Source organism: Spirosoma endbachense (assembly GCF_010233585.1).
GTDB lineage: Bacteria > Bacteroidota > Bacteroidia > Cytophagales > Spirosomataceae > Spirosoma > Spirosoma endbachense.
On sequence record NZ_CP045997.1, the window covers coordinates 9964842 to 9988745 of the forward strand.

A 23904-nucleotide genomic window follows, 5' to 3' on the forward strand; every position below is an offset into this window, starting at 1 on the left:
TTATTTCCTTGTGAGCCTGACTTTCTGGCGTACTAAAAAAGTGCTGGATTGATCCAGTTAACAGAATTTATACTCAGGAAGCATGACACGCTTTACTGAACCGGCCTTCGGTTATGCAGCGACCTCTTCTTCTACTTCTTCCTCCCTCGGGACAAGTTGTTCTGCCTTTGATCTGGCCGTCTGATAAACATCAACGACGGAATCTAAAACGGATGACAGGCTATCGGATACCGACGATAACGCATCAGATAGGGCATTCCCCGCAGATTTGGCCTTGTACCGGTAGCGTGCTTTGTCAACAGCGCTGGTATTGTTATAGGCAACTGCCAAAGCAATACCGGCCAGCACCGCAATGCCGAAACCAATTCCCCAGGTCAAAGCTGATGATTTATCGTCCTGATTTTCAGGCTCCGGCTGTGGTTTCTGCGACATTTTGCCGTGCATAAGCGAAGCCAGTGCTTCCTGAGGGGCAACGTAGGCCAATACCTCATACGATTTGTTTTTCAAGCCACCCGGAACAACTTTAGCTTTACCAGCCATCAGCGCTTCATAACCATCTTTAGCCACCATGACAGGGTCCTGTACTTCGTCGGTTACCTTTGTATTTTCGGCACCCGCTTTATTGAAAAAGTCAGTATCCGTAGCATTTGGTAACAGAGCCGTAATGGTCACATTGGTCTCTTTTAACTCGTTGACCAACGACTGGGTGAAGTTATACACATACGCCTTGGTTCCGGCATAAACGGCCATCAGGGGCGTAGGCGTAATGGATAGAAGCGAAGCTAGGTTCAGGATTTTGCCCTCGTTGCGAGCCAGCATATCGTACAGAAACAACTTGGTCATCTGGGTAAGGGACAGCACGTTGAGATGAATCATGGCTTTTTCGCGTTCCCAGTCCGTATCCGTAGCAAACAGGCCATACAAACCCACACCGGCATCATTGACCAGCACATTGACCGTTATGTCCTTGGCCTTAACCTGATTGTAGACGTCCTGTGCGGCATCTTCTTCGGCCAGGTCTTTTTTGATGACGGTTATCTGTTGAGTGCCATAATTACTTTTGAACACATCTGCCAGCCGATCCAGTGTATCGTCGCTACGAGCGACCAGCACTAAATTATAGCCATCCTGAGCAAAAAGTTTGGCCAATTCCTGGCCAATTCCGCTAGAGGCACCTGTAATCAGAGCAGTTTTTCCTGTTTCTGCATTCATAACGTTTGAATGGTTAGTGAGTAACCTATTGAACTACGGACGCTTAAAGTTGTTTTGATTATTCGGTGTTAAGCGATGGCAATTAGTTATTTGCCAACCAGATTTTTGGCAAATTGTAGGGGAGAATTAGCTGCTTTTGCTGAAACTTCGTTAAGAAGAATTGTTAACGAAAGGATTATTGCAAACTACTGTGCCACAGTTAGTTCAACGATTCGTAAAAACGGATGGCTCTATAGTTTGCGATAATACTGAATGTGAAAATCCGCTGTTAAAACAAATACTACTATGAAAACGCTCACTGGACTTTTGATTATTGCTATTCTTACAGGTTGTTCATCTTACCGGATTACCCGGAATCAGGCCGATAAGGCAGCAACCTGGTCGGCTTATCGAACCTTTGCTTTTGTCGATACCAATCGCATCGACCCTTCACCCCGCGAGGCCTATCAGGCAACGGTCGAGCAGATAAAACGGACGGTAGCTACTGAGCTGGCCAATCGGGGGTATCAGCAAACAAAGGATAATCCGGATTTACTCGTAAATATTGGTGCTGTTGTGAAAGATAAAACACAGACTCGCCAAACGACAATTAATGAGGCTCCACTTTATATTGGTCAACGGCGCTATCAATGGCGAAGCCAGGAGGTGCCGGTTGGTACGTATCAGGAAGGAACGGTCAATTTACATATTGTGGATGCTCAGCGTAATGCGCTTATTTGGGATGTAGCCATATCGAGTGTGTTAAACCGACAGCAGGTAACACCGGTTCAAATTGGAGAAGCCATCAGTAAGGTTTTTTCTAAATTTCCTGGCAATCGATGATCAATAAAAAGCCCTCCACGTTACTTGGGAAGGCTTTTTATTGATCCATTCAGATTCGTTAGACCAAAGCCTCTTCTGCTTTGGACTTAGTAGTGGAAACGGCATTCGCCACGGAATCAATGACTGATTTAATAGCGTCTTTGGCCGAGCCAACAGCTTGCCCGGCTTTATACCGATAGCGAACCCGGTCGATGGCATTGCCCAGATTGACACCTTCGGCCCAGCCATTGTGATTTTTATACCGGGAGGCAATGACAATACCGGCAAGGGCGACTGCGGCAAGACCGATTCCCAGGACCAGCGTCGACGGTTTTTTATCCTGTTCGGCTTCGGCTACATCTTTCATCTGCGATCGCGCGGCCTGACTAACGACCGAATCGGGTAACACGCGAAATGTGGCAGCCTGCACTTTGGTCGAGAAGCCAGCAATTGCTTTGTCTTTGCCTTTCATAAGCGCCTGATAACCTTCTTTAGCCACATCAGCCGGGTCCATCGAGCGTGCCTGCTCCTGCGCTACAGTGTTCATGGCCCCTGCTTTATTGAAGAAGTCCGTATCGGTTGCGGGGGGCATCAATACCGTAATGGTGATGTCGGTATCATTTACTTCGTTGCGCAAAGCTTCTGAAAACGAATAGATGAATGATTTCGTAGCTCCGTATACAGCCATGAGCGGATTAGGCATAATAGAGGCAATTGAACCGAGCATCAGGATTTTGCCTTCATTGCGCGCTACCATATCTTTCAGAAACAGCTTCGTCAGGTGAACGAGCGCCGTTAGGTTGACCTGAATGACACTCAGCTCTTTCTGTAAATCTGTCTCGGTCGCGAACTTGCCATATTCACCAAAACCTGCATTATTGACCAGCGTATTAACGGTGATATTCTGGCGATTGACTTCATCGTAAATTTCCTGTGGTGCTTCAGGGTTCGACAGGTCTTTTTCAATGACTGTAATGGATGTTGTGCCGAACTGTTGCCTGAATTTATCCGCTAAATCCTGTAGTTTGTCTTCGCTGCGGGCTACCAATACGAGATTATAGCCATCCCTGGCAAACAAGGTCGCCAATTCTCGTCCGATACCGCTTGATGCCCCAGTAATAAGGGCTGTTTTTCCAGTTTCCGTCGTCATGGTTGAGTAAACTAATTAGGTTTCTATTAGTCAACCCGACGGTAATAAAGTTGTTTGGTGATCGTGGTCAATAGTTAATTGGGCTAATCAGCAGAAGCAGAATCGAGTTAGCTCAATTAACTATCGACACAATTAGGTACGTTACTTCACAACGACTTTCACATCAATTTTGCGGAGGGCAGGGCGGACTATACCGGACGTGTCATTCTTAGGTACGCCAGTACCGCGTCCAATGGCGTCGATCCGGACGAAATCGATGCCTGATGACATCAGTTGCTGTTTGATTTGATTGACACGCTTGAAGGATAAGCTTTTGTTGGTAGTGCCAGTGCCCAACTGTGCATCATTTGCATAACCGACGAGCTGAATTTGTAACTGTGGATATGTTTTCAGCAAGGTTGCCAGCTCGCCTATAGTTGCCTGTGAGCCAGCCGTCAATGATAGGGAACCTGGATAAAAAGATACGCCTGCCAGCGGGAAAATTTTACCCTTTGGCAACGCTGCATTACCGAGGTAGGGCGTCATCAGCTGAGTCAGATTTCCTGCCAGTGCACCCGGTTGCGCGGGCGATACGGCTGTGGCTGCAGTAGGGGGTGTTACTTTGGGTTTCGGTTTCGCCGTCGTATCGATCGGTACGGCTAATGACCGGGTTACCGTATCTGCCTGGATCGTATCGCTCGTGATTGTTGTCACGTCGCTTGCTTCTTCTGACGTTGCCGAATGGTTTTTGGTGTTCTGGAATACATAATAACCACCAATACCAAGAGCCACAGCCAGCAGGGCACCCATTCCCCATTTAGTCAATGCGCCGTTATCAGTATCTGATTCATCGACAGGGTCATAGCTTACGGAGGGTCGATTAACCGTAGCTGTTGATCGTGCTGTTGAGCCGGACCCATTCGAAACAGAACGGCCGGGGCCCTCTGTCACGTTGCGTCGGGCCGGAGTTGCCAGACCGCTTACAACCTGCTGAAGACCAACCTTTTCGACGAGCCGGGGCATAAACTCTTCTGGCACTGCATTGACGAATGCTTCCCGTTCTGTGAACAGCGAAGCAGCCAGGCCATCGGCATCTAGTTTTCTGTCTTTTACCTGTTTGCCCAATACATGCAAAACAATGGTGCTCGTAAGGCCTAACAGCGAAATTGCCGATGAGTTACGAATGCCTGCGTAACCAGAAATCATACTACCAATCGAGCTTTTCATGGCCGGTAGCAAATGACTGATCACTTCATCACCCTGCGTGATTAGTGCGTTGGTTTGGCTGGGATCACGTAAAACGGTGGCCAGATTATCGGTTAGAGTACCGTCGTAACGGCCTTTCTGAATATGGTTAAAGAGCTGATTGACACCAATTTCGGTTGTAGTCCGTTTCATCAGACCACCAACAATTGTATACACAAGGCCATTGACAGCCTTGTTCGTTTTTTCGGTCGGCTCGTCAACATAGGAGGCAATCCGTGTCAGAACGTCCGAATTCAGTACTTCATTTAACGTGGCAAACAAATTCATATAAAAAGTTTCAATCAGGCAGAAAGTGGGGGCTCTTACTTACATCACATCCGAAAACTAGCACAAAAATGCCCCAGGGGATTTTACCCCGGCGATAAAATTAGGGAAGGTTTAGCAAAGGTCGCATAAGACTTCAGGATAAAATTCCTGATTTTATCGCTTAGGCAACCGTTCAATCACTTCCTGGTACTCTGTTTCGACATCCCGAAGCCGATTTTGACAAAATGTGATCAGTTCGGTCGCTAACCGAATTTTTCCGGGTAGCTCATCGAGTGGAACCTGGTCATTTTCAATTTCATCAACCAACGTGGCAAGTTGGTCATAAGCTTCCTGATAGGTCATATATCTGGTTTTAGTAGGCAGACTAGTGCTCACTGAGGACTGAAGACTGCTTGCTTATTACGTTAATGCTACCGTCATTCATCTGTATCTGGAGGGTTTCGCCAGATTGGATGCCCGTACTTTTGGTTAAAATATGGCCGTTGCGCAGAACGAGAGCATAACCGCGCCGAAGTACATTAGACGGATCGAGATGGCGAATGGTAACTGCTTTTTCTGTCAGATCGGTGTGGCAGTCACGAAAAAAGTTATGCATAACAAATCGTAACCGCTCCGTTTCAGCGTCTAATTGTTCGCGGGCAGTTTGCAGAGCCTCACGGGCAACCAGCACCAAACGATCCCGAAGGAGCAGGCAGCTTTCTTCAAACTGCCGATTGTGTTCAATCAGAAACGCAGCTGCTTTGGTTGGCGTTTTCACGCTTTCGTGGCAGAGCAAATCAGTAATACTCACATTGCGTTCGTGGCCGATACCCGCCAGAATTGGAATGCTAAAACCGGCCACCGTTTGCCCCATCAGGTACGTATCAAATGAACCGAAATCCAGTTGTGAGCCACCACCGCGTACGATCACAACGGAATCATAGGCTATGTTGCTCGTTCGAATACGTTCCAGTTGGTCGCAAATCGCTTTTTCGGCTCCTTTTCCCTGTACCTGCGTCAGGTATTCATCGACCACGAAATCATAGCCGAACGGATTTTGCGCGAGCTCATGCCGGAAATCACGCCAGCCGTCGGAGCCGGGAGCCGCAATAAGGGCAATTCGTTGCATTACAGCCGGACGGGGCAATAACTGGTTGGCCGTAATATACTGACCCGCTTCGAGCCAGACCAGATCCGGGTGATTCAGGACAAGCGCATCCAGAACAGCCTGACGCTCTCGCTCCAGATTCCCGAGCGTATAGGAGGGGTCAATTTTAAGAATTTCAAGCCGTAAGCCATAAACCGGACTGAAACCCACCGATACAAGGAGCAATAATTGAATATTACGGGCAAAAGCTACGCCCGTAGCATTCTCGAAATCGTTGATTGTGTGGTAGTTCCGTCGCCAGATGCAGGCATCAAGTTTAGCGAGTGTTTCCCGACCCGCCGACGTGCCAGACGTATCGCGTTCAACCAGCGTCAGAAAGCAATAGCCCCGGTCAGGGTAATTTTTGATATCACTCGTCTCGGCTATGACCCATACCGGTTTCTGCCCGAAAGCGTCGTCTATAACGGCTTCGAGTGTAAAGGCTAGGTCAGAAAGACGAATGGGGTTCATAATGATTGAGTGAATGACTGAATGAATGAGTGAATAGCCAATGCGCGTTTTATTCAATCAGTCAATCAATCAGTCAGTCATTAATTTAGAGTCCTTCAAATTGTCTTAGGAATCGAACGTCGTTTTCGGTGTACAGGCGTAGGTCATTGACTACATACTTCAATTGCGTAATCCGTTCGATACCCATACCGAAAGCAAAACCAGTATATTCCTCCGGGTCGATGCCACAGTTCGCAATTACCTGAGGGTCTACCATACCAGAGCCCGCAATTTCGACCCAACCAGAGTGCTTACAGATGTTACAACCCGAACCACCACAAATCTGGCAGGAGATGTCAATTTCGGCACTTGGCTCCGTAAAAGGAAAATAAGATGGCCGGAACCGGATCTGAGTGCCGGGCTCGAACATCTCTTTCACGAAATGATAAAGCGTATCTTTTAAGTCTTTGAAACCTACATTACGGTCGATATAAATACCTTCTACCTGATGGAACATGCAGTGCGCCCGAGCCGAAATTGTTTCGTTGCGGTAAACGCGACCCGGCATGATCGATCGGATTGGTGGTTTCTGGTGCTCCATCAGCCTTATCTGCACGTTAGACGTATGAGTCCGCAGCAGCATATCGCCCGATGGGTTATTGTCTTTTTTCTCGACAAAAAACGTGTCCTGCATATCACGCGCAGGGTGATTGTCGGGGAAGTTCAGGGCACCGAAGTTATACCAGTCTGATTCGATTTCGGGACCGTCGGCCACGTTGAATCCGATCCGCTCAAAGATCTGGATAATCCGCTGTTTGACTAAACTTAATGGGTGTTGTGTGCCGGTCAGGTTCGGAACGGTTGGTAGCGTTAGATCAACGGGAGGGGCGCTATTGGCCGATGCCTGCTGTTCTTCTACCAATTGACTGAACGATTCAAATCGCTCCTGTGCAAAGTTCTTGAGGCCATTCAACTCTTGCCCGACGGCGCGTCGGTCAGTTGCCGGAATATTTTTCAGCCCTTCAAACAATTCAGTTATTACGCCTTTCCGACTGATAAACCGCATTCGAAACAGTTCTAGTTGCTCTTTCGATGCGACGCTATATTGATTAATCTCTTCGTATATGGCTTTAACGTTCTCCAGCATAAGCTACAGGTTGATCAGTCTTTTAGGGGCAAAGGTACGTAAAACCGGGCAGAGCATACGTTTTAGTTGCCTGCCTTACTCACTGATTGAGGTTTTTATTGCTTAACAGTGGGGAATTCAGGCTATAAATGTCGCTAAAATAATTCGTTAAATTTTGTTGAGTAAGCGGCAAAACCACACTGAAAAATAGTGAATTATAAAATAATATGAAGAAATTATCGTCAGCAGTGCCAAGTAGGTCTGATTGTTGTGACAATACTCAGTAGAATATGCGTTGAAACAACAGCTTTTGCCAACGTGTCGGCGTAGTAAGTACCTGAATTTCAATATTAAAATCGTAATCATCAAACCTCACTTACAGCGGCTATGAAAACATTCGCCAATGACTCAATTTTTGATCCCATGTCTATGCCGTTCCACAAAAGTGTGGAAAAAATTGCCGACTCCACTTGTTTGCAGAAATTACTCATCCCATTTTACGACCGTAAACGCACTGTTTCAGTAGACGAAATCGTACGCCTGGAGGGCTGTGGAAATTACACTAATTTTTTCCTGAAAGATGGTACCAAAATGTTAGTGTCACGCACGCTGAAAGAGTACGAAACCCTGCTCGACGGTCAGGCATTTGTTCGGGTTCATAAATCGTGCATTGTCAATCTTGGTTTCGTACGCAAATTCTTTGTGAAAAAGGAGGGAGAGCTGGAATTGACGGATGGCCAGCAGGTGAAAATTTCACGTCGCCGGGCGCAGATGTTTATGGATCGTATTCGTGATTTTCAACCTGTAGGATTGAACTGAGGCTATCAGGAGGTTATTTCCCCTATCAGTAGCCCGTATGCCTCCCATTTGCTCGACTGCGTAGTTTTACGTATTAAGTTGGGTACATTCACTTAAAGATTTTAATGTATATAAGAATAGTGGCTTGATTATCAAACGTTTGCCGATGAAAGGCAGGGGTTGGTAATCAAGCCATTTATTTTGGAACCCATACGAAGAAGGTAGTTTTGTTTCATCAATCAAGAGCCAAAACACTGAACCAAAAACATATTCGATATGGAAGCCACTATTTTCTCATCTGTTCAGCCACTCGCTATAGTTCCCCAGTTTCCAGCCTCTTATCAGCGGGGCTCACAGCGAATCGCTTTGCCTTATCTGAACCGCACCATTTTTATCTCCGTAGATGATGTTTTGTGTCTGCAGGGAGAAGGAAATTACACATTCCTGTTTACCCGGGATCGCAAAAAATACCTGGTCTCCAAAACACTGAAGGAGTTTGAAAAAACGCTGGATGGGTCGATGTTTCTTCGTATTCATAAATCATACATTGTAAACCTTGCCTACGTACAGCGCAGCGTTTTTAACAAAGAACGCCAGGTTCAACTGGCTGATGGCCGTGAGGTGGCAATCTCACGTCGTCGGATGAAAGACATTTCTTTGCAACTGACACAATTCTGGCAAAGACTGCTTAACTAAACGTAACGGCCCATTTTACTCAATTGGAGAGAACGGCCATTTACTGCATAATAATTTAGTGGGTTAATTGAAAGAACAACCGTTGCCGCGGGCTCCTGATAAGAGTGGACGGCAACGGTTCTGTTTTTTTATGCAGCATAACCCTTAAACGCAATGAAGCGAAATCGTGTGATTTCGCTTCATTGCGTTTAAGGGTTCCCGTGAGCTTAAAACAACCGGTAGGCTAGCGTAAGCTGCCATGAATTCAGACGCTGACTGAATTTCCCGGCACTGTTTTCAATCTGCGCAATATCGGACAGATTACCTTCGTACCGGACATCCAGACCAAAGGAGCCAATGTCCAGACCGCCCCCAACCTGGTAACCATAATAAGCCTGAGACCAGGCATCATTCAGGGTTCCGCTTGTGTATTGACGTACGGCATCACCTAATTTCTGATTATCGCTAACCCGGAACGAAATAATCGGGCCTGCCATTACCCGAATTGGGCCACCTTTGATCCCCAGCAAAATAGGTACATCGAAACTGGTGGTTTTAACGGTCACGTTTTCTGTAACGCCGTTGCGCACAATGTTGAACGAGCCTGCTTTCGTTGAGTACAACAGTTCAGGCTGAAGAAATAAATTTTTACCGAAACGAGTGTAAATCCCGAACGAGGTGCCCGTTTTGCTATCGAGGCTGGCACTCAGATTATCGCGGAATGTCTGTCCATCAACGCTTGCCGTTGGCGAACCGTTGGCGTTAGTGCCGGTTGTGACAAAATTGCCAAAACTGAGCCGGGACAGATTAACTCCCCCTTTAATCCCGATCTGGAAGCCGCCCTGGGCAAATGTTAGAGCCGGAAGCAGCATAAATGCCGCAAAAATCAGGTTCTTTTTCATAGCTGGTTGTAAAATAGATGAACCATTGGGTTTAACGTGAATTGAGCCGGAGCGGTATAAAAAGCCAACTTATTTCGAGTAAACGGCGTTACGTAATAGAGCAGTTACCAGTAAATAGCAGCCAGTTTTGCGGGCATCGTTACTTGGATGAATAGTCTGCTGCAACGTTTAATGAATCGTTGTTTTTTTGTTGATACTCTATTTTCTGCTCAGGGTTAACTGATAATATGGCCAAACTTAGAACCACCTATTTCTGTCAGAATTGTGGCCACCAGTCGGCCAAATGGCTGGGACGATGCCCATCGTGTGGGGAGTGGAATACCTATGTAGAAGAGGTTGTTCAGAAAGACGAACCCGACAAAGGTGGTTGGCGTAGCCCGTCTTCTGGCCCAGGAGGAGTAAAGGTTGCATCCAAGCCAAAGGCCCTTCACGCCATCAATTACGAAGAACAGCCCCGAATTGATACCATTGATGCTGAACTGAATCGGGTGTTAGGCGGAGGAATCGTACCGGGATCACTCGTGCTTATTGGCGGAGAACCGGGTATCGGAAAGTCTACCCTATTGTTGCAAATCGCGCTTAGCCTGGCCGACATGCGTGTTTTATACGTATCCGGTGAAGAGAGCGAACAACAGATAAAAATGCGGGCAGAACGGCTGGACGTTCCAGTGAGTGACTGTCATGTGATGACCGAAACCTCTACGCAGAATATTTTTCGGGTAGTCGAACATTTTGAGCCGGAAATTCTGATTATCGACTCCATTCAAACCATGCAATCGTCGCTGGTAGAATCGGGTGCAGGCAGCGTTTCGCAAGTTCGGGAGTGCACTGCCGAGTTTATGAAATACGCCAAAGAAAGCGGGGTTCCGGTGTTTATGATTGGGCATATCACAAAAGAAGGTTCACTGGCAGGGCCTAAAGTGCTGGAACACATGGTCGATACGGTGTTGACGTTCGAAGGAGATCGTCACACAACGTATAGGATTCTCCGAACCACCAAAAACCGGTTTGGTAGTACCGACGAACTGGGTATTTACGAAATGCTGGGCACGGGTCTTCGGCAGGTAACGAACCCATCCGAAATTCTGATTTCGCAACGCGATGAAGCGTTGAGTGGCGTTACGATTGGCTCAATGATGGAAGGCAATCGGCCACTTATGATCGAAACACAGGCGCTGGTAAGTGTAGCTACGTATGGAACTCCGCAACGGAGCAGCACGGGTTTTGATGCGAAGCGGTTAAATATGCTACTGGCTGTTCTGGAAAAACGCGGAGGTTTTCGATTGGGGCAACAAGATGTCTTTCTCAACATTGCCGGGGGCTTGCGCGTCGAAGATCCAGCCATTGACCTGGCCGTGTGTGCGGCTGTAGTGTCGAGTTACGAAGATATTGCCATACCTCCATCGGTTGCTTTTGCTGCCGAAATTGGCCTTGGTGGTGAGGTTCGGGCAGTGAGCCGAATAGAATCCCGCATTGCCGAGGCCGAAAAGCTGGGTTTTAAACAGATCTTTATCTCTAAATATAACATGAAAGGGCTCGATACGAAAGGCTATAAAATCAGTATTAAGCCGGTGTCGCGTCTGGATGAAGTATTTCAGGGCGTGCTGATGTGAGCACCATATTTTTTAAGACATTTCGGCGGGAAGTAAATCGTTTTCAAAACGTTTAAAGAAAACGGTTTACTTCCCGGGAATACAGTTGTTAAGGAATAGGCTATGTACTTTTTGAGAATTATTGGCCAACACCCCTACCTTACTCAAATCCGACCCTGGTATGAGCAGTCTTTCCCGGTGGAGGAAAGGCGTAGTTTTGACCAACTGCTTCAGATTCTCAATTGCCCCGATATGCACGTCGTTGCGCTGGTCGACGATGAGCATCCCGTTGGATTTATTATCTATTGGCAGTGGGAAAGTCTGGTCTATATCGAACATTTTGCCATTGATCCTGACAGGCGTGGGCAGCAACTCGGCCAAAAAGCGTTACAACTTCTCCTGAAACAGGATGCTTCCTATGTTGTCCTTGAAGTAGAATTGCCCACCGATGACATGAGCAGGCGGAGAATCCAGTTTTACGAACGACAGGGATTTTCTGTGAATGCCTTCGATTACAGACAACCGCCTTATCGATTGGGCGGAACTGAAATTCCGATGAAACTAATGTCGCAGCCTGCTATTCCTGATCAGGAAACATGTAGCCACCTGAGTCAACAGCTCAGAGACAAGGTTTACGAACGCTTCTATTAAGCATTAAAAGCCCATGGGTTGAGCACTCGTCCGAATGGCGCCACCTACTTGCAGAATGGCAAAGAAATGGTGCGCTTCGTGGAGCAGAAAAAACTCGGTCCATCCTTCCAGCGTCATTGGTCCATAGGCTGGATGCAAACCAATACGAGTGAGATTTTCTTCCCGCAGAATGCTCAGAAAGGCATTTAATGTGGCTCGCTCACCCCGCATCCGCTCGATCAGTTCTACAAACGAAAGCTGAGTCCAACCTGAAAAACCGGGATCCTCGTCGGCTACATACCGACTAAATGATGGAACTTCCTGTTCGTTAATTTGCTGAATCCGATCCGTAAAGATTTCCTGATAACGACCCAGATGAGCCAGATTCTCAAAAATTGACCATTTGCCAGACGGGGGCCGTTGCCGGATTTGCTCTTCAGTCAGGCCCAGTAACAAATGATCCAGTGCATCGGGTTGGCTGGCTAATCGGGTAAGAAGTGATTGTTTCATGCCCTAATGATAAAGCAATCATTAAAAACAACCAAATGACCCATCCGGAGCAAACTATTTTTTGTGCCTATAGTTGAGTAAGCTAATAGAGTAAGATATTTTAACTCAACAAGCCATTTTTAACGTTATGAGCTACATTAAAGCAGGAACGGATGCGTCCGGTAATGACATTAAACTTTTCTATCAGGATCTGGGTGGTAGCAATGTTCGTTCAACCGTTGTATTGATTCATGGATGGCCGCTAAGCCACGAAATGTGGGATTATCAATTGGCCGAATTGCCTGCTCACGGTCTTCGTGTTATTGCCTACGATCGACGAGGTTTTGGCAAATCCACGCAAACCTGGGACGGCTATGATTATGATACCCTTGCCGATGACCTGAAGGCAGTGCTTGATACCCTCGATCTGCAAAACGTTACGCTGGTTGGTTTTTCAATGGGGGGAGGTGAGGTGGCCCGGTATATGAGCCGTCATGGGGGAGCTCGTGTGTCAAAAGTAGCGTTTATCAGCTCTGTAACGCCTTATCTACTCAAAACAGACGATAATCCGGATGGGGTAGATCAACGTGTATTTGACGAAATCACGGAAAATATTCAGAAAGATCGTGCCGATTTCCTACAAACGTTTGGGAAGCAGTTTTACGGTGTAAATCTGATCAGTAAACCAGTCAGCCAGGCTCATCTGGATGGTGATTTTGCGCGGGCTTATGTTGCTTCGCACAAAGCTACGCTCGATTGTGCCAATTCATTTGCGACAACGGATTTTCGGAATGACCTGACTCAGATTCACGTGCCAACCCTGATCATTCATGGCGATGCAGACAAAACAGTACCGATCGAATCGTCGGGAGAATTAACCGCGAATGCTTTGCCAAACGCTCATTATATCATTTATGACGAGGCTCCTCACGGACTATTCGTAACGGAAAAAGATCGTCTGAATGATGATTTGCTGGCATTTATTCAGGAAGGCGTCACAGTCCGCGAATCAGTAGGGACAACGACACTCTATTAACTTAATAAAGTGTAGATGATGCTAGTGCTGGGCCAATTTAAACCTATAAGGTTTCAAAAACCTTATAGGTTTAAATTGGCCACATTCATGATTATTACGTATAAAATATAAATTGGAAGAGTACTGGTAGTAAAGAATCGGGTGTGTACTGATAAGTATGCACCTAATTCTTTTTTGAGGGTTTTTTCACATTTGGTCGATCCATCTGCTAAACGGGAAATCGCTGCAATCGTAAAGAACTATCTCGTTCAATAAGTTTAGTCTCCAGATCGCTCCTTGCTTATTTGGGAGCTAAAGCAGAGCCATTTTCCTTTTCTATACTAAGTGGAAGGCGCTCGAAAAAGACAGGAATAGCCGCTTATACATTCTGATTAACCCACTGGCCATAATGACTACTTGTAAATGGCTTAGGGGGGATTTTATCGGTTAAAAACAAAAAAATCTGATTGATATACTAAAAATTACAATTGCCGATACGTCTTCACATAACCTGATGGCGTCTGTCCGGTAATGTCTTTAAATTGTCGGTTAAAGTTCGATAGCGTTCGAAAACCACTTTCAAAGCTGATCTGTGTTACACTCAATTTACCGTTGATAAGCAATTTACAGGCATGACCGATACGGACTTCGGAGACAAACTCCGAAAATGTTTTATTGGCACGCGCCTTGAAGTAGCGACAGAATGCCGGGGGGGTCATACCCGCCAGATCAGCAATCGTTTCCAGACTAAGGTCATCTGGGAAATGGCCAAGTACATAATCATGGACCAGTTGCATACGGTCGGTTTCGGTCGGTTTAACCGTATTTGTGTAGCCAGGACTGGTAAGGTATCGATAATCTGACGCGTGAGAAAGGTCGTTCAGAAGTGTCAGCAGGCTAATGACCCGATCGAAACCCATTGGCTGTTTTGTCATGTTTTTTAACGCAGCTTCGGCTCGGGCACGGGTCGGACCATTCCATTCAAGTCCCTGCCGGGCATGGTTCAGCAACTGACGCAACAACATCATTTCCTGCTTTCCGAAAAAATCATTGCCTAGAAAATCTTCAGAAAAATAAACAACTATACCTCGGGTGGTTAAACCCGACTGTTTGTTAAAGTAAGCCTGGTCACTACGCCAGAGGTGTGGCAAATTTGGCCCAAGAAATACCAGATCACCAGGACCAAATGGTTTTATCGAATCGCCAATAAATCGGGTGCCCGTTCCTTCTTCTACCAGAAAGAGCTGATAATGCGGATGGAAGTGCCAGTTCGGATCAAAATGAGGTTCGATCAATTCCTTTACAATGAATGAAGTCGCAACTGGCTCAAGGTCTTTGCGGAGGGGTTGTTTCATTCAATTATTCCTTTTTTAACGTAAATAATGGCTTGAGTTCCTGTTTTGTGTAAAAAAAGAGTCGGTATTCGCTAATAAAAGCCGCGATTCTCTATTCACTACTCTTTAAATTTGTTTAATTTTTTAGAGACTGAATATGAATAAGCTAGGAATGAATATGTTCGTCTGGACGATGTCGATGGACGAAGACCTTTCAGGCACGCTATTGTTCCTAAAAACGAGCGGCTTTGATTTCGTTGAAATACCGATCAATGATACCGAAACGGGCAAATGGAAGCGCATCGGTCAGCAACTGGCCGAATTGGGACTGGAGGTTCAGGCATGTACACTTTGCGGGCCTGAGTATAGTCTGATCAGTGGCGATGAATCCGTACGTCGGGCTGGTGTTGACTACCTTAAGAAGATTATTGACTGTGCTTCTCTGGCCGGTGCGACGATTCTGATGGGCCCATTCTATGCTGGTTTCAAAACCTTTACGGGCAAACCCGCTACCATTGACGAATGGAACTGGTCGGTAGAAGGTATACGCGAAGCCGCTGAGTATGCACAGGACAAGGGTGTTTTACTGGCTATTGAGTATTTGAATCGGTTCGAAACCTACCTGCTTACCTGTGCTGACGAACTCGTTCGCTACGTAGAAGCGGTTAATCATCCGAATTGCCAGGCTGCTTTTGATACCTTTCATGCTAATATGGAAGAAAAGAACATTGCCGATGCCTTACGGAAAGTAGCGCCCTATCTGGTTCATGTACAGATTTCGGAGAATGATCGCTCAACACCCGGTCAGGGTCATATTAACTTTGATGAGGTGTTTAATGTCCTGCGGGAAGTCGACTACAACGGCCCGATTGCCATTGAAGCCTTCGGACCAAATCCACCAGAGCTGGCAGCGGCCACCCATATTTTCCGTCCCATGTTTGAATCGCCCGAGCAATTGGCGGTAGATGGATTAACCTTTATAAAAACAAAGACTGAACAGGTAAATGAGCGAAAGAGCGAAGCATTCGCGTCTTAACTCATTTATCCGTTCGCTCAATTACTCGTTCTCTCTTTACAAATGATTAACATCGCCATTGTTGGCCTCGGATTTGGGGCCGAATTTATCCCGATTTACCAGCGGCATCCGCACGCAAACATGTACGCCATCTGCCAGCGTAATGTTGACAAGCTCAATGAGATTGGCAATGCCTATGGTATTGACAAACGATATAGCAATTACGATGACTTGCTAGCCGATCCGGATGTTGATGCTGTTCATATCAACTCCCCGATCCCAAACCATGCTGAGCAAAGTCTGAAAGCATTACGGGCGGGTAAGCACGTTGCCTGTACCGTGCCGATGGCTACCACGGTTGAGGAGTGTATGGAGATTGTGAAGGCGACCAAAGAAACCGGCAAGAAATACATGATGATGGAAACGGTGGTCTACAGCCGCGAGTTTCTGTTTGTGAAAGAACTCTACGAAAATGGCGAGCTAGGGAAAGTGCAATTCCTGAAAGCCAGCCATCAGCAGGACATGGACGGATGGCCCGACTATTGGCCCGGTTTACCGCCCATGCATTATGCGACGCACTGTGTTGGCCCGGTAGCGGGATTGTTGAAACTCGAAGCTGATTATGTATCCTGCTTTGGGTCTGGTACTATTCGGGAAGAGCTGGCAAAAATCCATAACTCACCCTTTGCGGTCGAGTCGGCGCACATCAAATTCAGGAACAGCGATTTGTCGGCTTATGTATATCGGTCGTTATTTGACGTAGCGCGGCAATACCGCGAGAGTTTCGAGGTATATGGCGATAAAAAATCGTTCGAATGGCAGCTCATTGAAGACGAACAGCCCGTGATCCATACGGCCAAGAAGCCAGAACCGGAAATTCCGGAAAAAGTGACTGTTCCCGATTATGCAAAGCTACTTCCTGAAGAGATTCAGCGCTTTACGACGAAGGGCGTTTACGACGCCGACGAACAGCAGCATTTATCCTTTACCCAGGGTGGTGGGCACGGTGGGTCACACCCGCATATGGTTCATGAGTTCCTGTCCGCGATTGCCGAAGACCGTGATCCGTTTCCCAACGCGGCTCAGTCGGCCAACTGGACGAGCGTTGGTATCCTGGCGCACGAGTCAGCCCTCCAGGGTGGGCAGCTTATAAAGTTACCGGATTTTGGAAGTATATAAGGTCAAATGCAGGGGTTGCCGAGTGGCGCACATAAGGCGAATAGCCAGGGTTCATTCTCGTCAACCTTTGTTTCTCTATCGGCCCGCCGATGCGGTTTAAACTATGAAAAAGACAATTCTCTTCCTGTTGACTGTAGGGCTGCTGACTCAGTGCGCCCGCCAGACGGCCAATCAATCCTCTACCCGCCAGACAGCGCTTAAACCGCGTCGAACCGAAATCCTGTTCCTGGGCGATAATGGCCATCACAAGCCAATTGAGCGTGTACCTCAACTGATGGCTGCGCTGGGAAATAAAGGCATCAACATTACCTATACAGATAAACTGGAAGATATCAATCCCGAAAATCTGAATAAGTATGACGGCTTACTGATTTTTGCGAACTGGGACAGTATTCCCCAACCGCAGGAAAAAGCACTGCTCGATTATGTCTCGTCGGGGAAGGGAATAATTCCCGTTCATTGTGCATCCTACTGTTTCCGGAACTCTGCCGAATACGTCGATAAAGTCGTTGGCGGGCAGTTCTGGCGTCATCGGATGGATACGATTCAAACCCGGTTTACGCAGCCTAACAATCCCATTGTGGCGGGCTTGCCCTCGTTTAAAGCATACGATGAAACCTATATACACTCCCATCTTCAGGCCGATAACAACGTGCTTGCGGTTCGGGAAATAAAAGCAGACCAGGAAAAAGACATTGCAGCGTCTAACCGACCTGGAGCCAAAGAAGAACCTTACACCTGGACCCGGCAATACGGTAAAGGCCGGGTTTTCTATACGGCCTACGGTCACGACGAACGCACCTGGAGCCAGCCCGGTTTTCAGCAGTTGCTGGAGCGGGGTATCCTGTGGGCGGTTGGCGATGAGGTGAAAAAGCTGCACGATGACCTGAACCCACAGGCGTTTGCCTACCACGAAGCCAAACTTCCGAATTATGAAAAACGGCCAGGCGCTCAGCTGGAGCAGGAACCACTTTCGCCGGAAGAGTCGATTAAGCACATTCAGGTACCGGTCGATTTTACGCTTGATCTGTTCGCGCATGAGCCCAATGTGATGCACCCGATTGCCATGACGTGGGATGAACGTGGCCGACTGTATGCGCTCATTACCAAAGATTATCCCAACGAGCGGAAACCTGAAGGCGGCTCCGATTACATCGTTATCTGCGAAGACACCGATAAAGATGGCAAAGCAGACAAGTTTACCAATTTTGCGGAAGGGCTGAGCATTCCGACCGGCATGACCTTCGGCAACGGCGGTTTGTACGTTTCACAGGCACCGCATATGCTGTTTTTGCAGGATACCAACGGCGACGATAAAGCCGATGTGAAGAAAGTTGTGTTCACTGGTTTCGGTACCTACGACACCCACGCCGGGCCGAGCAATCTGCACTATGGGTTTGATAACTGGATATGGGGAAGCGTTGGGTATTCGGGTTTTAAAGGCAAAATCGGCGCTGATAGTGTAAAATTCAGTCAGGGCTTTTTTCGGTTCAAACCCGACGGATCTCAGCTTGAACATGTGACCAGCACTTCCAATAATACCTGGGGATTAGGCTTTAACGAAACGGGTGATATTTTCGGAAGCACCGCCAACAACTCGCACGGCTGGTACATGGCCATTCCGAATCGGTATTTTCACGGAGCCCCTCACATCCGTGAGAACGGTAGCCGCAGCACAGATACCCACAAGGACATGAAACCCATCACCGAGAAAGTACGACAGGTCGATGTGTTTGGTGGATTTACGGCGGCAGCTGGCCATAATTTTTACACGGCTCGTGCTTTTCCGAAAAAATACTGGAATAAGATCGCCTTTGTGGCGGAACCAACCGGCCACATTCTGCACCAGAATGTGATGCAGAAGAACGGAACCGATTATGAAGATGCCGAAGGATTTAACCTGATGGCCGGAGCCGACGAGTGGTTTGCGCCAGTGTTTGCCGAGGTTGGCCCCGACGGAGCCGTTTGGGTGGTCGACTGGTATAGCTTCATCATTCAGCACAACCCAACGCCATCGGGCGGTACCAACGGATCGGGTAATGCCTATGAAACGCCCCTTCGCGATTTCACACACGGCCGTATCTACCGCGTTGGCTACAAAAATGCGCCAGCTTATACACCGATCGCGCTGAGCAAAGATCGTCCACAGGAATTGGTTGCTGCCCTGAAAAATACGAACATGTTCTGGCGGACAACGGCCCAGCGGTTGCTGATCGAACGGAACAATAAAGATGTCGTGCCGCAGCTAATTGCCCTTGTCAATGATCAGTCGGTCGATGAAATTGGTATCAATCCGTCGGCTGTTCATGCTTTATGGACGCTACACGGATTGGGTGCGCTGGATGGCGATGCGTTACAGGCCGCTGTTTCTGCGCTTAAACATCCTTGTTCGGGTGTTCGCAAAACTGCCGTGCAGGTATTGCCGAGAAATCAATTAACGGCCAATACACTCCTTCAGGCCAATTTGTTGAACGATAAAGAACCCGTTGTTGCGCTGAACACCATACTCGCTTTGTCAGAAATGCCACAGAGCCCGGCAATTCAAAATGCCATTTTAACCCGCCTGGACAAATCGACCGAAGTAAACGACCGCTGGTTACCCGATGCCTTTGCCTGTGTACTAACAGGGCAGGATGGGCAGCTGATGAAGGCATACCTGAAGCAGATGACACTGAATGGCTCAACGCAGCCGAAAGTAGCACCTGCCCACGACATGAGCACGCATGCCGACAAAGGACATGGCCCGAATGCGCCAACGCCAGCTATTGCTGCTTCGGGGAGCCAGCCTGATCTGGTGATTGCCGCTATTCGTACTACGCCAGAATCGCCTGCCGTTCGGGAAGGAACGAAGCTCTTTGTGGATGTGATGAACGCTGGCGGTACAGAAATTCCGGCTGGAACGCCCATTCCGTTATCGCTCCGTGTAGAAGGTCCCAAAGGAATGCAGGATGGTGCCAAAATTGATTTTGTGAGTGTGACGCATAATACGGGTATTAAACCGGGCGAAACCGTTACCATCAGCAAAGCGAACAATGGCCCGTGGGTTGGCGATATGGGTGTTTCGTTCGAACGGGCTGGGCAGTATACGATTACGGCCATGCTCGATCGCGAAAACAAGATAATGGAGGGCAATGAGCAGAACAACAATGCAACACACACCCTAACCTATCGGGCTCCTCAAAGCATGGCCGCTTACGTGCTCGAACGGGCTTCCCGTAGTTATGCGTCAGTTGCCCCTGTCGATTCGGTAGTTACGCTGCTTCGACAGACGCAGAAGCTTGAGCCGACCCAAAGCGAGGCAATCGTTAAAGGCGTATCGGAAGGCTGGAACGTCCGGAAGAAAGCGCAGGTAAATGATACGGATAAAGACTTTCTGGCAAGTCTGACGGCTTCGGTTTCGCCCGACAACCGCGAACGTCTGGGGCGCCTTTATGAGGTCTGGGGTATAACAAAAGGCGAACCGGTCGACCCGAACGTAGAGGTTATACGTTTAAAAACGGTTCGAGAAGAAATGCGCTACGACAAGAAAGAATTTACTGTTACGGCTGGAAAACAGGTTGAACTGGTGCTGGAAAATCCGGATGCCATGCAACATAACCTGGTGATTGGTAAGCCCAAAACGATGGACCAGATCGGGGCGGCTGCCGATAAGCTGATTACGGCCAAGGATGGTGCCGAGAGAAACTACGTACCATCGATTCCGCAAATCATTGCCGCAACCCCGTTAGTCAATCCAGACCAGACATACCGACTTAAATTTACCGCTCCGGCAACGCCCGGCGATTATCCATTCGTTTGCACATTTCCAGGCCACTGGCGCATTATGAACGGGGTAATGAAGGTCACAAAGGCAGGAGCCGTCGTTACGGCTAAATAAGTAGCTGTAAAATAAGTAATTAAGGTAACTGAGTAATTAAAGGAATGTGATTGTCGATCACGGATAGCCTTTAGTACACAGTTACCTTAATTTTTTTCTTTTCAGTATCTGGCCTTATACTCAGCGCCGTCAGCGTCATGCCACCGCAAGGCGGACCGTGGTTATTATGACCGCCATCCGCAACCATGGCACGGCGCTGAACATAAAGCCTGGGTAGAAGTCTGCTTTTATTTGGACGCGGCTTTTTTTGCCTGGATGGGATCGGTAAAAGCAGGCAATAGGGCCGAAGATGGAATCTGGATAATGAATTCGCTGCCGTGACCAAGTTCGCTTTTTACCCAGATGGTCCAGTTGTGGGCCTGAACTATACGTTGTACGTAACTGAGGCCTAAACCAAATCCCTTAACACTAGGCTGATTCCGGTCGTGAACTCGAAAAAACGGCTGAAAAATCTGCGGTAATAACTTTGGTGAAATACCAACACCCCGATCACGAACAGTAATCGTTAGCCCCTCGTTATTTGTCTTGGTCAGGAGGGTTATTTCGGGCTTCTCGGAGCTGTATTTTACGGCATTGTCTAACAAATTGTGTAACACATTCGTCAGGTGAAGCCGGTCTGCCAGCACGTGTGGATCTGTTCCGGGTAGGCTCAGCCCTAAGTAGTCGCCGTGACGTTCGGCAACAGAATGCAGGAGCTGATGAAGTTGTACTGGTTCCGGATTCAGGATTAATGTTTTACGGTCGGCCCGAGCCAGGGTTAACATTGTTTCGACCTGGTGTTGAAGTCGTTCCGTTTCTTCGCGGATAATACGAACATATTTCTCCGTCCGTTCAGGCTGATCCCGGGCAATGGGTGAATCCAGAATATCGGCTGCCATTCGAATGGCTGTAATTGGCGTCTGGAATTCATGGACAATCGAGTGCAGCACTTCCGTTTGTACGACCGACCGCTGGCGTCGGCGCAGGAGCCACCACAGCGAGAAGCCTAAGAGGAGCTGAGACACCATAGCCAGGACAAATAGAGCCAGCCAGCGCAGGGATTGGGCATTTACTAAAGCCGTTTCGGGTAAGACAGACCAGTTTGCATAGAGTAACCCAGCCGTAACGATTGACAGCAAAAGCGCAAAAATAAAGAGAGGAGGGGCTGTAGACCGGGGTAGCATAACTCCGTCTGATATAAGTTAGCAACGAAAAGTACTGGACAAATGCTAAGTGGACGTAGGTCGTACGTAAATGTCACAAGAAAATTACCAAAAAAGCAATAGATGGAAACAAAAAAGCCCGCTTTGTGCGGGCGAAAAAGAAAAAGGTATCGAATTTAAATACGTTTATTCGTTTTTGTTTAAATACGTTTATTCGTTGTCGGCCGAAAGTTCCGTATTGGCTGGAGTGCTGGCAGGCTTTGGGCTCGATCGGCGGGAAGTCGTAGCTGGTTTTGGAGCTGGTGCCTGTTTGCGGTAGGTACGTGCTGGTTTAGGAGCAGCAGCTACAATAGCATCAGCAGCGGTATCAGCTATTTTATTGGCTGCCCGTTTGGCATTTTTAGCGGCCTTTTCAGCGTTTTTTTTTGCTTTGGCTAAATCCTTTTTTGTTTTCTTCTCAGCGTTCTTGGTAGGCTCCTTTTTCTTTTTCTCGTTCTTGTCAATTAACTTGGCAAGTTTTTTCGCCAATTTATCGGCCGACTTTTCGATAGACTTCTTCATTTTTTTTGTTGCCTCACCTGCATCCGTTAGTTTGGCTTCAATGGAACTGACGATGTCTGCTGCCAGCGATTTTTGCTTGGTTTTTGCGGTTTTGTTTGCCATTTGGTTCTATAGAAAAAAATTTACAAATAAATACGAAAAAAATAGGACAATCAAAAATCCAATGTTAAGTTTTCGTTATCTTTTTTTGGAGAAAATCCCAGCAAACAATCCCGGCAGTAACGGCAATATTTAAGGAATGCTTCGTGCCAAACTGGGGGATTTCGAGTACCAGATCTGCCAATTGAACCACTTCGTCCCGAACCCCCGTTACCTCATTACCGAACACAAAAGCATATTGTTTGTTTGGCTGTGGTTTAAAATCAGCCAGTGAGGTGCTCCCTTCTGCCTGCTCAATTGCTGCCACAATCCACCCTTCTGCCTGTAATTGCTGAATCAAGGCTGTCACATCAGCGGCATATTTCCACGTAACAGATTCTGTAGCACCCAACGCTGTTTTGGTGATGTCGCGGTGGGGTGGCTGGCCTGTAATACCACACAGATACAAGGCTGAAGCCCTGAAGGCATCGGCCGTTCGAAACACCGAACCCACATTGTTGAGGCTGCGAATGTCGTCCAGAATCAGGCAGTAAGGAAATTTTTCGGCTTCTTTAAAGTCAACGACAGATAGGCGATTCAGTTCGTCGAGTGAGAGTTTACGCATTTGACTGGTTCAGATTGTCTTGTAATAATTGCCTGATATCGCGCAACGTATCGCGTACTTCCGTAAGAAGGATCTGATCCGTATTAGCTGCTGGCTGACTGGTTCGGGTCGCTATTAATTTTTGCCGTTGTTCGAGAATATGCGTCCGAAAGGACTGAGCGTCGATAATCCCGATCAGCTCCATATTGTGCGCCTGATTAGGACTTTGCCCAGCGGTTTCAAATTTTAAAATGCAAAGATCAAAATAACGCAGCAATGGGCCGGCGACAAAGGTAACATCCTGAATGTTTTCGAGCGGAATTGTTTTCTCAACGTGGACGAGAATACCTTTTTTAAAGCGTAACGAACGTTCCGATAATTCACATTCGAGGTTATGAAAATAATGGCCACTCCACCATTGTCCTACGCCTAATAGCCAAATGGGAATGAGCACAATGCCAACAACAGTGACCAGTAATATGAAAGCTACATACAGCAGGAAATACGTCCGGATGATGGGGTTGAATTGAACTCTGAGGGGGAGTACTGGTTCAGATTGAGTCATAGTAAAACGGTTGTTTGTGCAGGAATATGTATCGGTTAGCAGGGAGAAAATAGCCATTTTCTCAGCAAATT

General features: G+C 47.5%; 22 protein-coding genes. 9 read left to right on the plus strand and 13 right to left on the minus strand.

Features of this window, described 5'->3' with window-relative positions; all coding sequences use genetic code 11:
• Positions 1–111: 111 nt before the first annotated feature.
• Entirely contained in the window at positions 112–1212 is a 1101-nt protein-coding gene (locus GJR95_RS40160; RefSeq protein ID WP_162391235.1) for an SDR family NAD(P)-dependent oxidoreductase, read from the minus strand.
• 285 nt (positions 1213–1497) lie between these two features.
• Here GJR95_RS40160 and GJR95_RS40165 point away from each other — a divergent pair, with 285 nt between their 5' ends.
• Positions 1498–2034 carry a DUF4136 domain-containing protein gene (locus GJR95_RS40165; RefSeq protein WP_162391236.1) on the plus strand — a complete coding sequence of 179 codons (537 nt, stop codon included), beginning with the start codon at positions 1498–1500 and terminating at the stop codon, positions 2032–2034.
• A 58-nt stretch (positions 2035–2092) separates the two neighbouring features.
• Here GJR95_RS40165 and GJR95_RS40170 read toward each other — a convergent pair whose 3' ends face one another.
• From GJR95_RS40170 to pheS, 5 genes are all read right to left on the minus strand, one after another.
• Positions 2093–3163: an SDR family NAD(P)-dependent oxidoreductase gene (locus tag GJR95_RS40170; protein WP_162391237.1), complete on the minus strand. Its 1071-nt coding sequence runs from the start codon at positions 3161–3163 to the stop codon at positions 2093–2095.
• Positions 3164–3304: 141 nt separating this feature from the next.
• The gene (locus GJR95_RS40175) at positions 3305–4675 is read right to left on the minus strand and encodes an OmpA family protein (RefSeq protein WP_162391238.1); all 1371 of its coding nucleotides are present in this window, start codon (positions 4673–4675) and stop codon (positions 3305–3307) included.
• Between the two features lie 153 nt (positions 4676–4828).
• Positions 4829–5017 (minus strand): exodeoxyribonuclease VII small subunit, encoded by a 189-nt coding sequence (gene xseB, locus GJR95_RS40180; RefSeq protein ID WP_162391239.1) that lies wholly within the window; start codon positions 5015–5017, stop codon positions 4829–4831.
• A 22-nt stretch (positions 5018–5039) separates the two neighbouring features.
• The gene (locus tag GJR95_RS40185; protein ID WP_162391240.1) at positions 5040–6272 is read right to left on the minus strand and encodes an exodeoxyribonuclease VII large subunit; all 1233 of its coding nucleotides are present in this window, start codon (positions 6270–6272) and stop codon (positions 5040–5042) included.
• An 85-nt stretch (positions 6273–6357) separates the two neighbouring features.
• Positions 6358–7398: a phenylalanine--tRNA ligase subunit alpha gene (gene pheS / locus GJR95_RS40190; protein ID WP_162391241.1), complete on the minus strand. Its 1041-nt coding sequence runs from the start codon at positions 7396–7398 to the stop codon at positions 6358–6360.
• A gap of 366 nt (positions 7399–7764) precedes the next feature.
• Here pheS and GJR95_RS40195 point away from each other — a divergent pair, with 366 nt between their 5' ends.
• Both GJR95_RS40195 and GJR95_RS40200 read left to right on the plus strand, forming a co-directional pair.
• Positions 7765–8196, plus strand: a complete 432-nt coding sequence (locus GJR95_RS40195; RefSeq protein ID WP_162391242.1) for a LytR/AlgR family response regulator transcription factor — start codon at positions 7765–7767, stop codon at positions 8194–8196.
• Positions 8197–8451: 255 nt separating this feature from the next.
• The gene (locus tag GJR95_RS40200; protein ID WP_162391243.1) at positions 8452–8871 is read left to right on the plus strand and encodes a LytR/AlgR family response regulator transcription factor; all 420 of its coding nucleotides are present in this window, start codon (positions 8452–8454) and stop codon (positions 8869–8871) included.
• Between the two features lie 206 nt (positions 8872–9077).
• Here GJR95_RS40200 and GJR95_RS40205 read toward each other — a convergent pair whose 3' ends face one another.
• Positions 9078–9752 (minus strand): porin family protein, encoded by a 675-nt coding sequence (locus tag GJR95_RS40205; protein ID WP_162391244.1) that lies wholly within the window; start codon positions 9750–9752, stop codon positions 9078–9080.
• Positions 9753–9979: 227 nt separating this feature from the next.
• On the opposite strand from GJR95_RS40205, the gene radA reads away from it, so the two are divergent.
• Positions 9980–11365, plus strand: a complete 1386-nt coding sequence (gene radA, locus GJR95_RS40210; protein WP_162391245.1) for a DNA repair protein RadA — start codon at positions 9980–9982, stop codon at positions 11363–11365.
• A gap of 102 nt (positions 11366–11467) precedes the next feature.
• The gene (locus GJR95_RS40215; protein WP_162391246.1) at positions 11468–11995 is read left to right on the plus strand and encodes a GNAT family N-acetyltransferase; all 528 of its coding nucleotides are present in this window, start codon (positions 11468–11470) and stop codon (positions 11993–11995) included.
• A gap of 3 nt (positions 11996–11998) precedes the next feature.
• Here GJR95_RS40215 and GJR95_RS40220 read toward each other — a convergent pair whose 3' ends face one another.
• Positions 11999–12484, minus strand: coding sequence for a DinB family protein (locus GJR95_RS40220; protein WP_162391247.1), 486 nt, complete (start codon positions 12482–12484; stop codon positions 11999–12001).
• A gap of 127 nt (positions 12485–12611) precedes the next feature.
• Between GJR95_RS40220 and GJR95_RS40225 the strand changes: the two genes are divergently transcribed.
• The gene (locus GJR95_RS40225; protein WP_162391248.1) at positions 12612–13499 is read left to right on the plus strand and encodes an alpha/beta fold hydrolase; all 888 of its coding nucleotides are present in this window, start codon (positions 12612–12614) and stop codon (positions 13497–13499) included.
• A 461-nt stretch (positions 13500–13960) separates the two neighbouring features.
• On the opposite strand, the gene GJR95_RS40230 is transcribed toward GJR95_RS40225, so the two are convergent.
• On the minus strand, positions 13961–14833 hold the full coding sequence (locus tag GJR95_RS40230; protein ID WP_162391249.1) for an AraC family transcriptional regulator: 873 nt from the start codon (positions 14831–14833) through the stop codon (positions 13961–13963).
• Between the two features lie 136 nt (positions 14834–14969).
• On the opposite strand from GJR95_RS40230, the gene GJR95_RS40235 reads away from it, so the two are divergent.
• The 3 genes from GJR95_RS40235 (at position 14970) to GJR95_RS40245 (ending at position 20883) form a co-directional block, all read left to right on the plus strand.
• Positions 14970–15848 (plus strand): sugar phosphate isomerase/epimerase family protein, encoded by an 879-nt coding sequence (locus tag GJR95_RS40235; RefSeq protein ID WP_174260253.1) that lies wholly within the window; start codon positions 14970–14972, stop codon positions 15846–15848.
• A 42-nt stretch (positions 15849–15890) separates the two neighbouring features.
• Complete coding sequence (locus GJR95_RS40240) at positions 15891–17006, plus strand: Gfo/Idh/MocA family protein (protein ID WP_162391250.1); 1116 nt, start codon at positions 15891–15893, stop codon at positions 17004–17006.
• 103 nt (positions 17007–17109) lie between these two features.
• Positions 17110–20883 carry a PVC-type heme-binding CxxCH protein gene (locus GJR95_RS40245; RefSeq protein WP_162391251.1) on the plus strand — a complete coding sequence of 1258 codons (3774 nt, stop codon included), beginning with the start codon at positions 17110–17112 and terminating at the stop codon, positions 20881–20883.
• A gap of 227 nt (positions 20884–21110) precedes the next feature.
• Here the strand turns inward: GJR95_RS40245 and GJR95_RS40250 are convergent, their stop codons facing one another.
• The 4 genes from GJR95_RS40250 to GJR95_RS40265 form a co-directional block, all read right to left on the minus strand.
• Positions 21111–22046, minus strand: coding sequence for a sensor histidine kinase (locus GJR95_RS40250; protein ID WP_162391252.1), 936 nt, complete (start codon positions 22044–22046; stop codon positions 21111–21113).
• Positions 22047–22235: 189 nt separating this feature from the next.
• On the minus strand, positions 22236–22688 hold the full coding sequence (locus GJR95_RS40255; RefSeq protein WP_162391253.1) for a hypothetical protein: 453 nt from the start codon (positions 22686–22688) through the stop codon (positions 22236–22238).
• 64 nt (positions 22689–22752) lie between these two features.
• A complete protein-coding gene (locus GJR95_RS40260) occupies positions 22753–23289 on the minus strand; it encodes an RNA methyltransferase (protein ID WP_162391254.1) in 537 nt (178 codons plus the stop codon).
• Positions 23282–23833 carry a PH domain-containing protein gene (locus GJR95_RS40265; protein WP_162391255.1) on the minus strand — a complete coding sequence of 184 codons (552 nt, stop codon included), beginning with the start codon at positions 23831–23833 and terminating at the stop codon, positions 23282–23284. Before GJR95_RS40265 ends, GJR95_RS40260 begins: the two co-directional genes overlap by 8 nt.
• Positions 23834–23904: the final 71 nt, after the last annotated feature.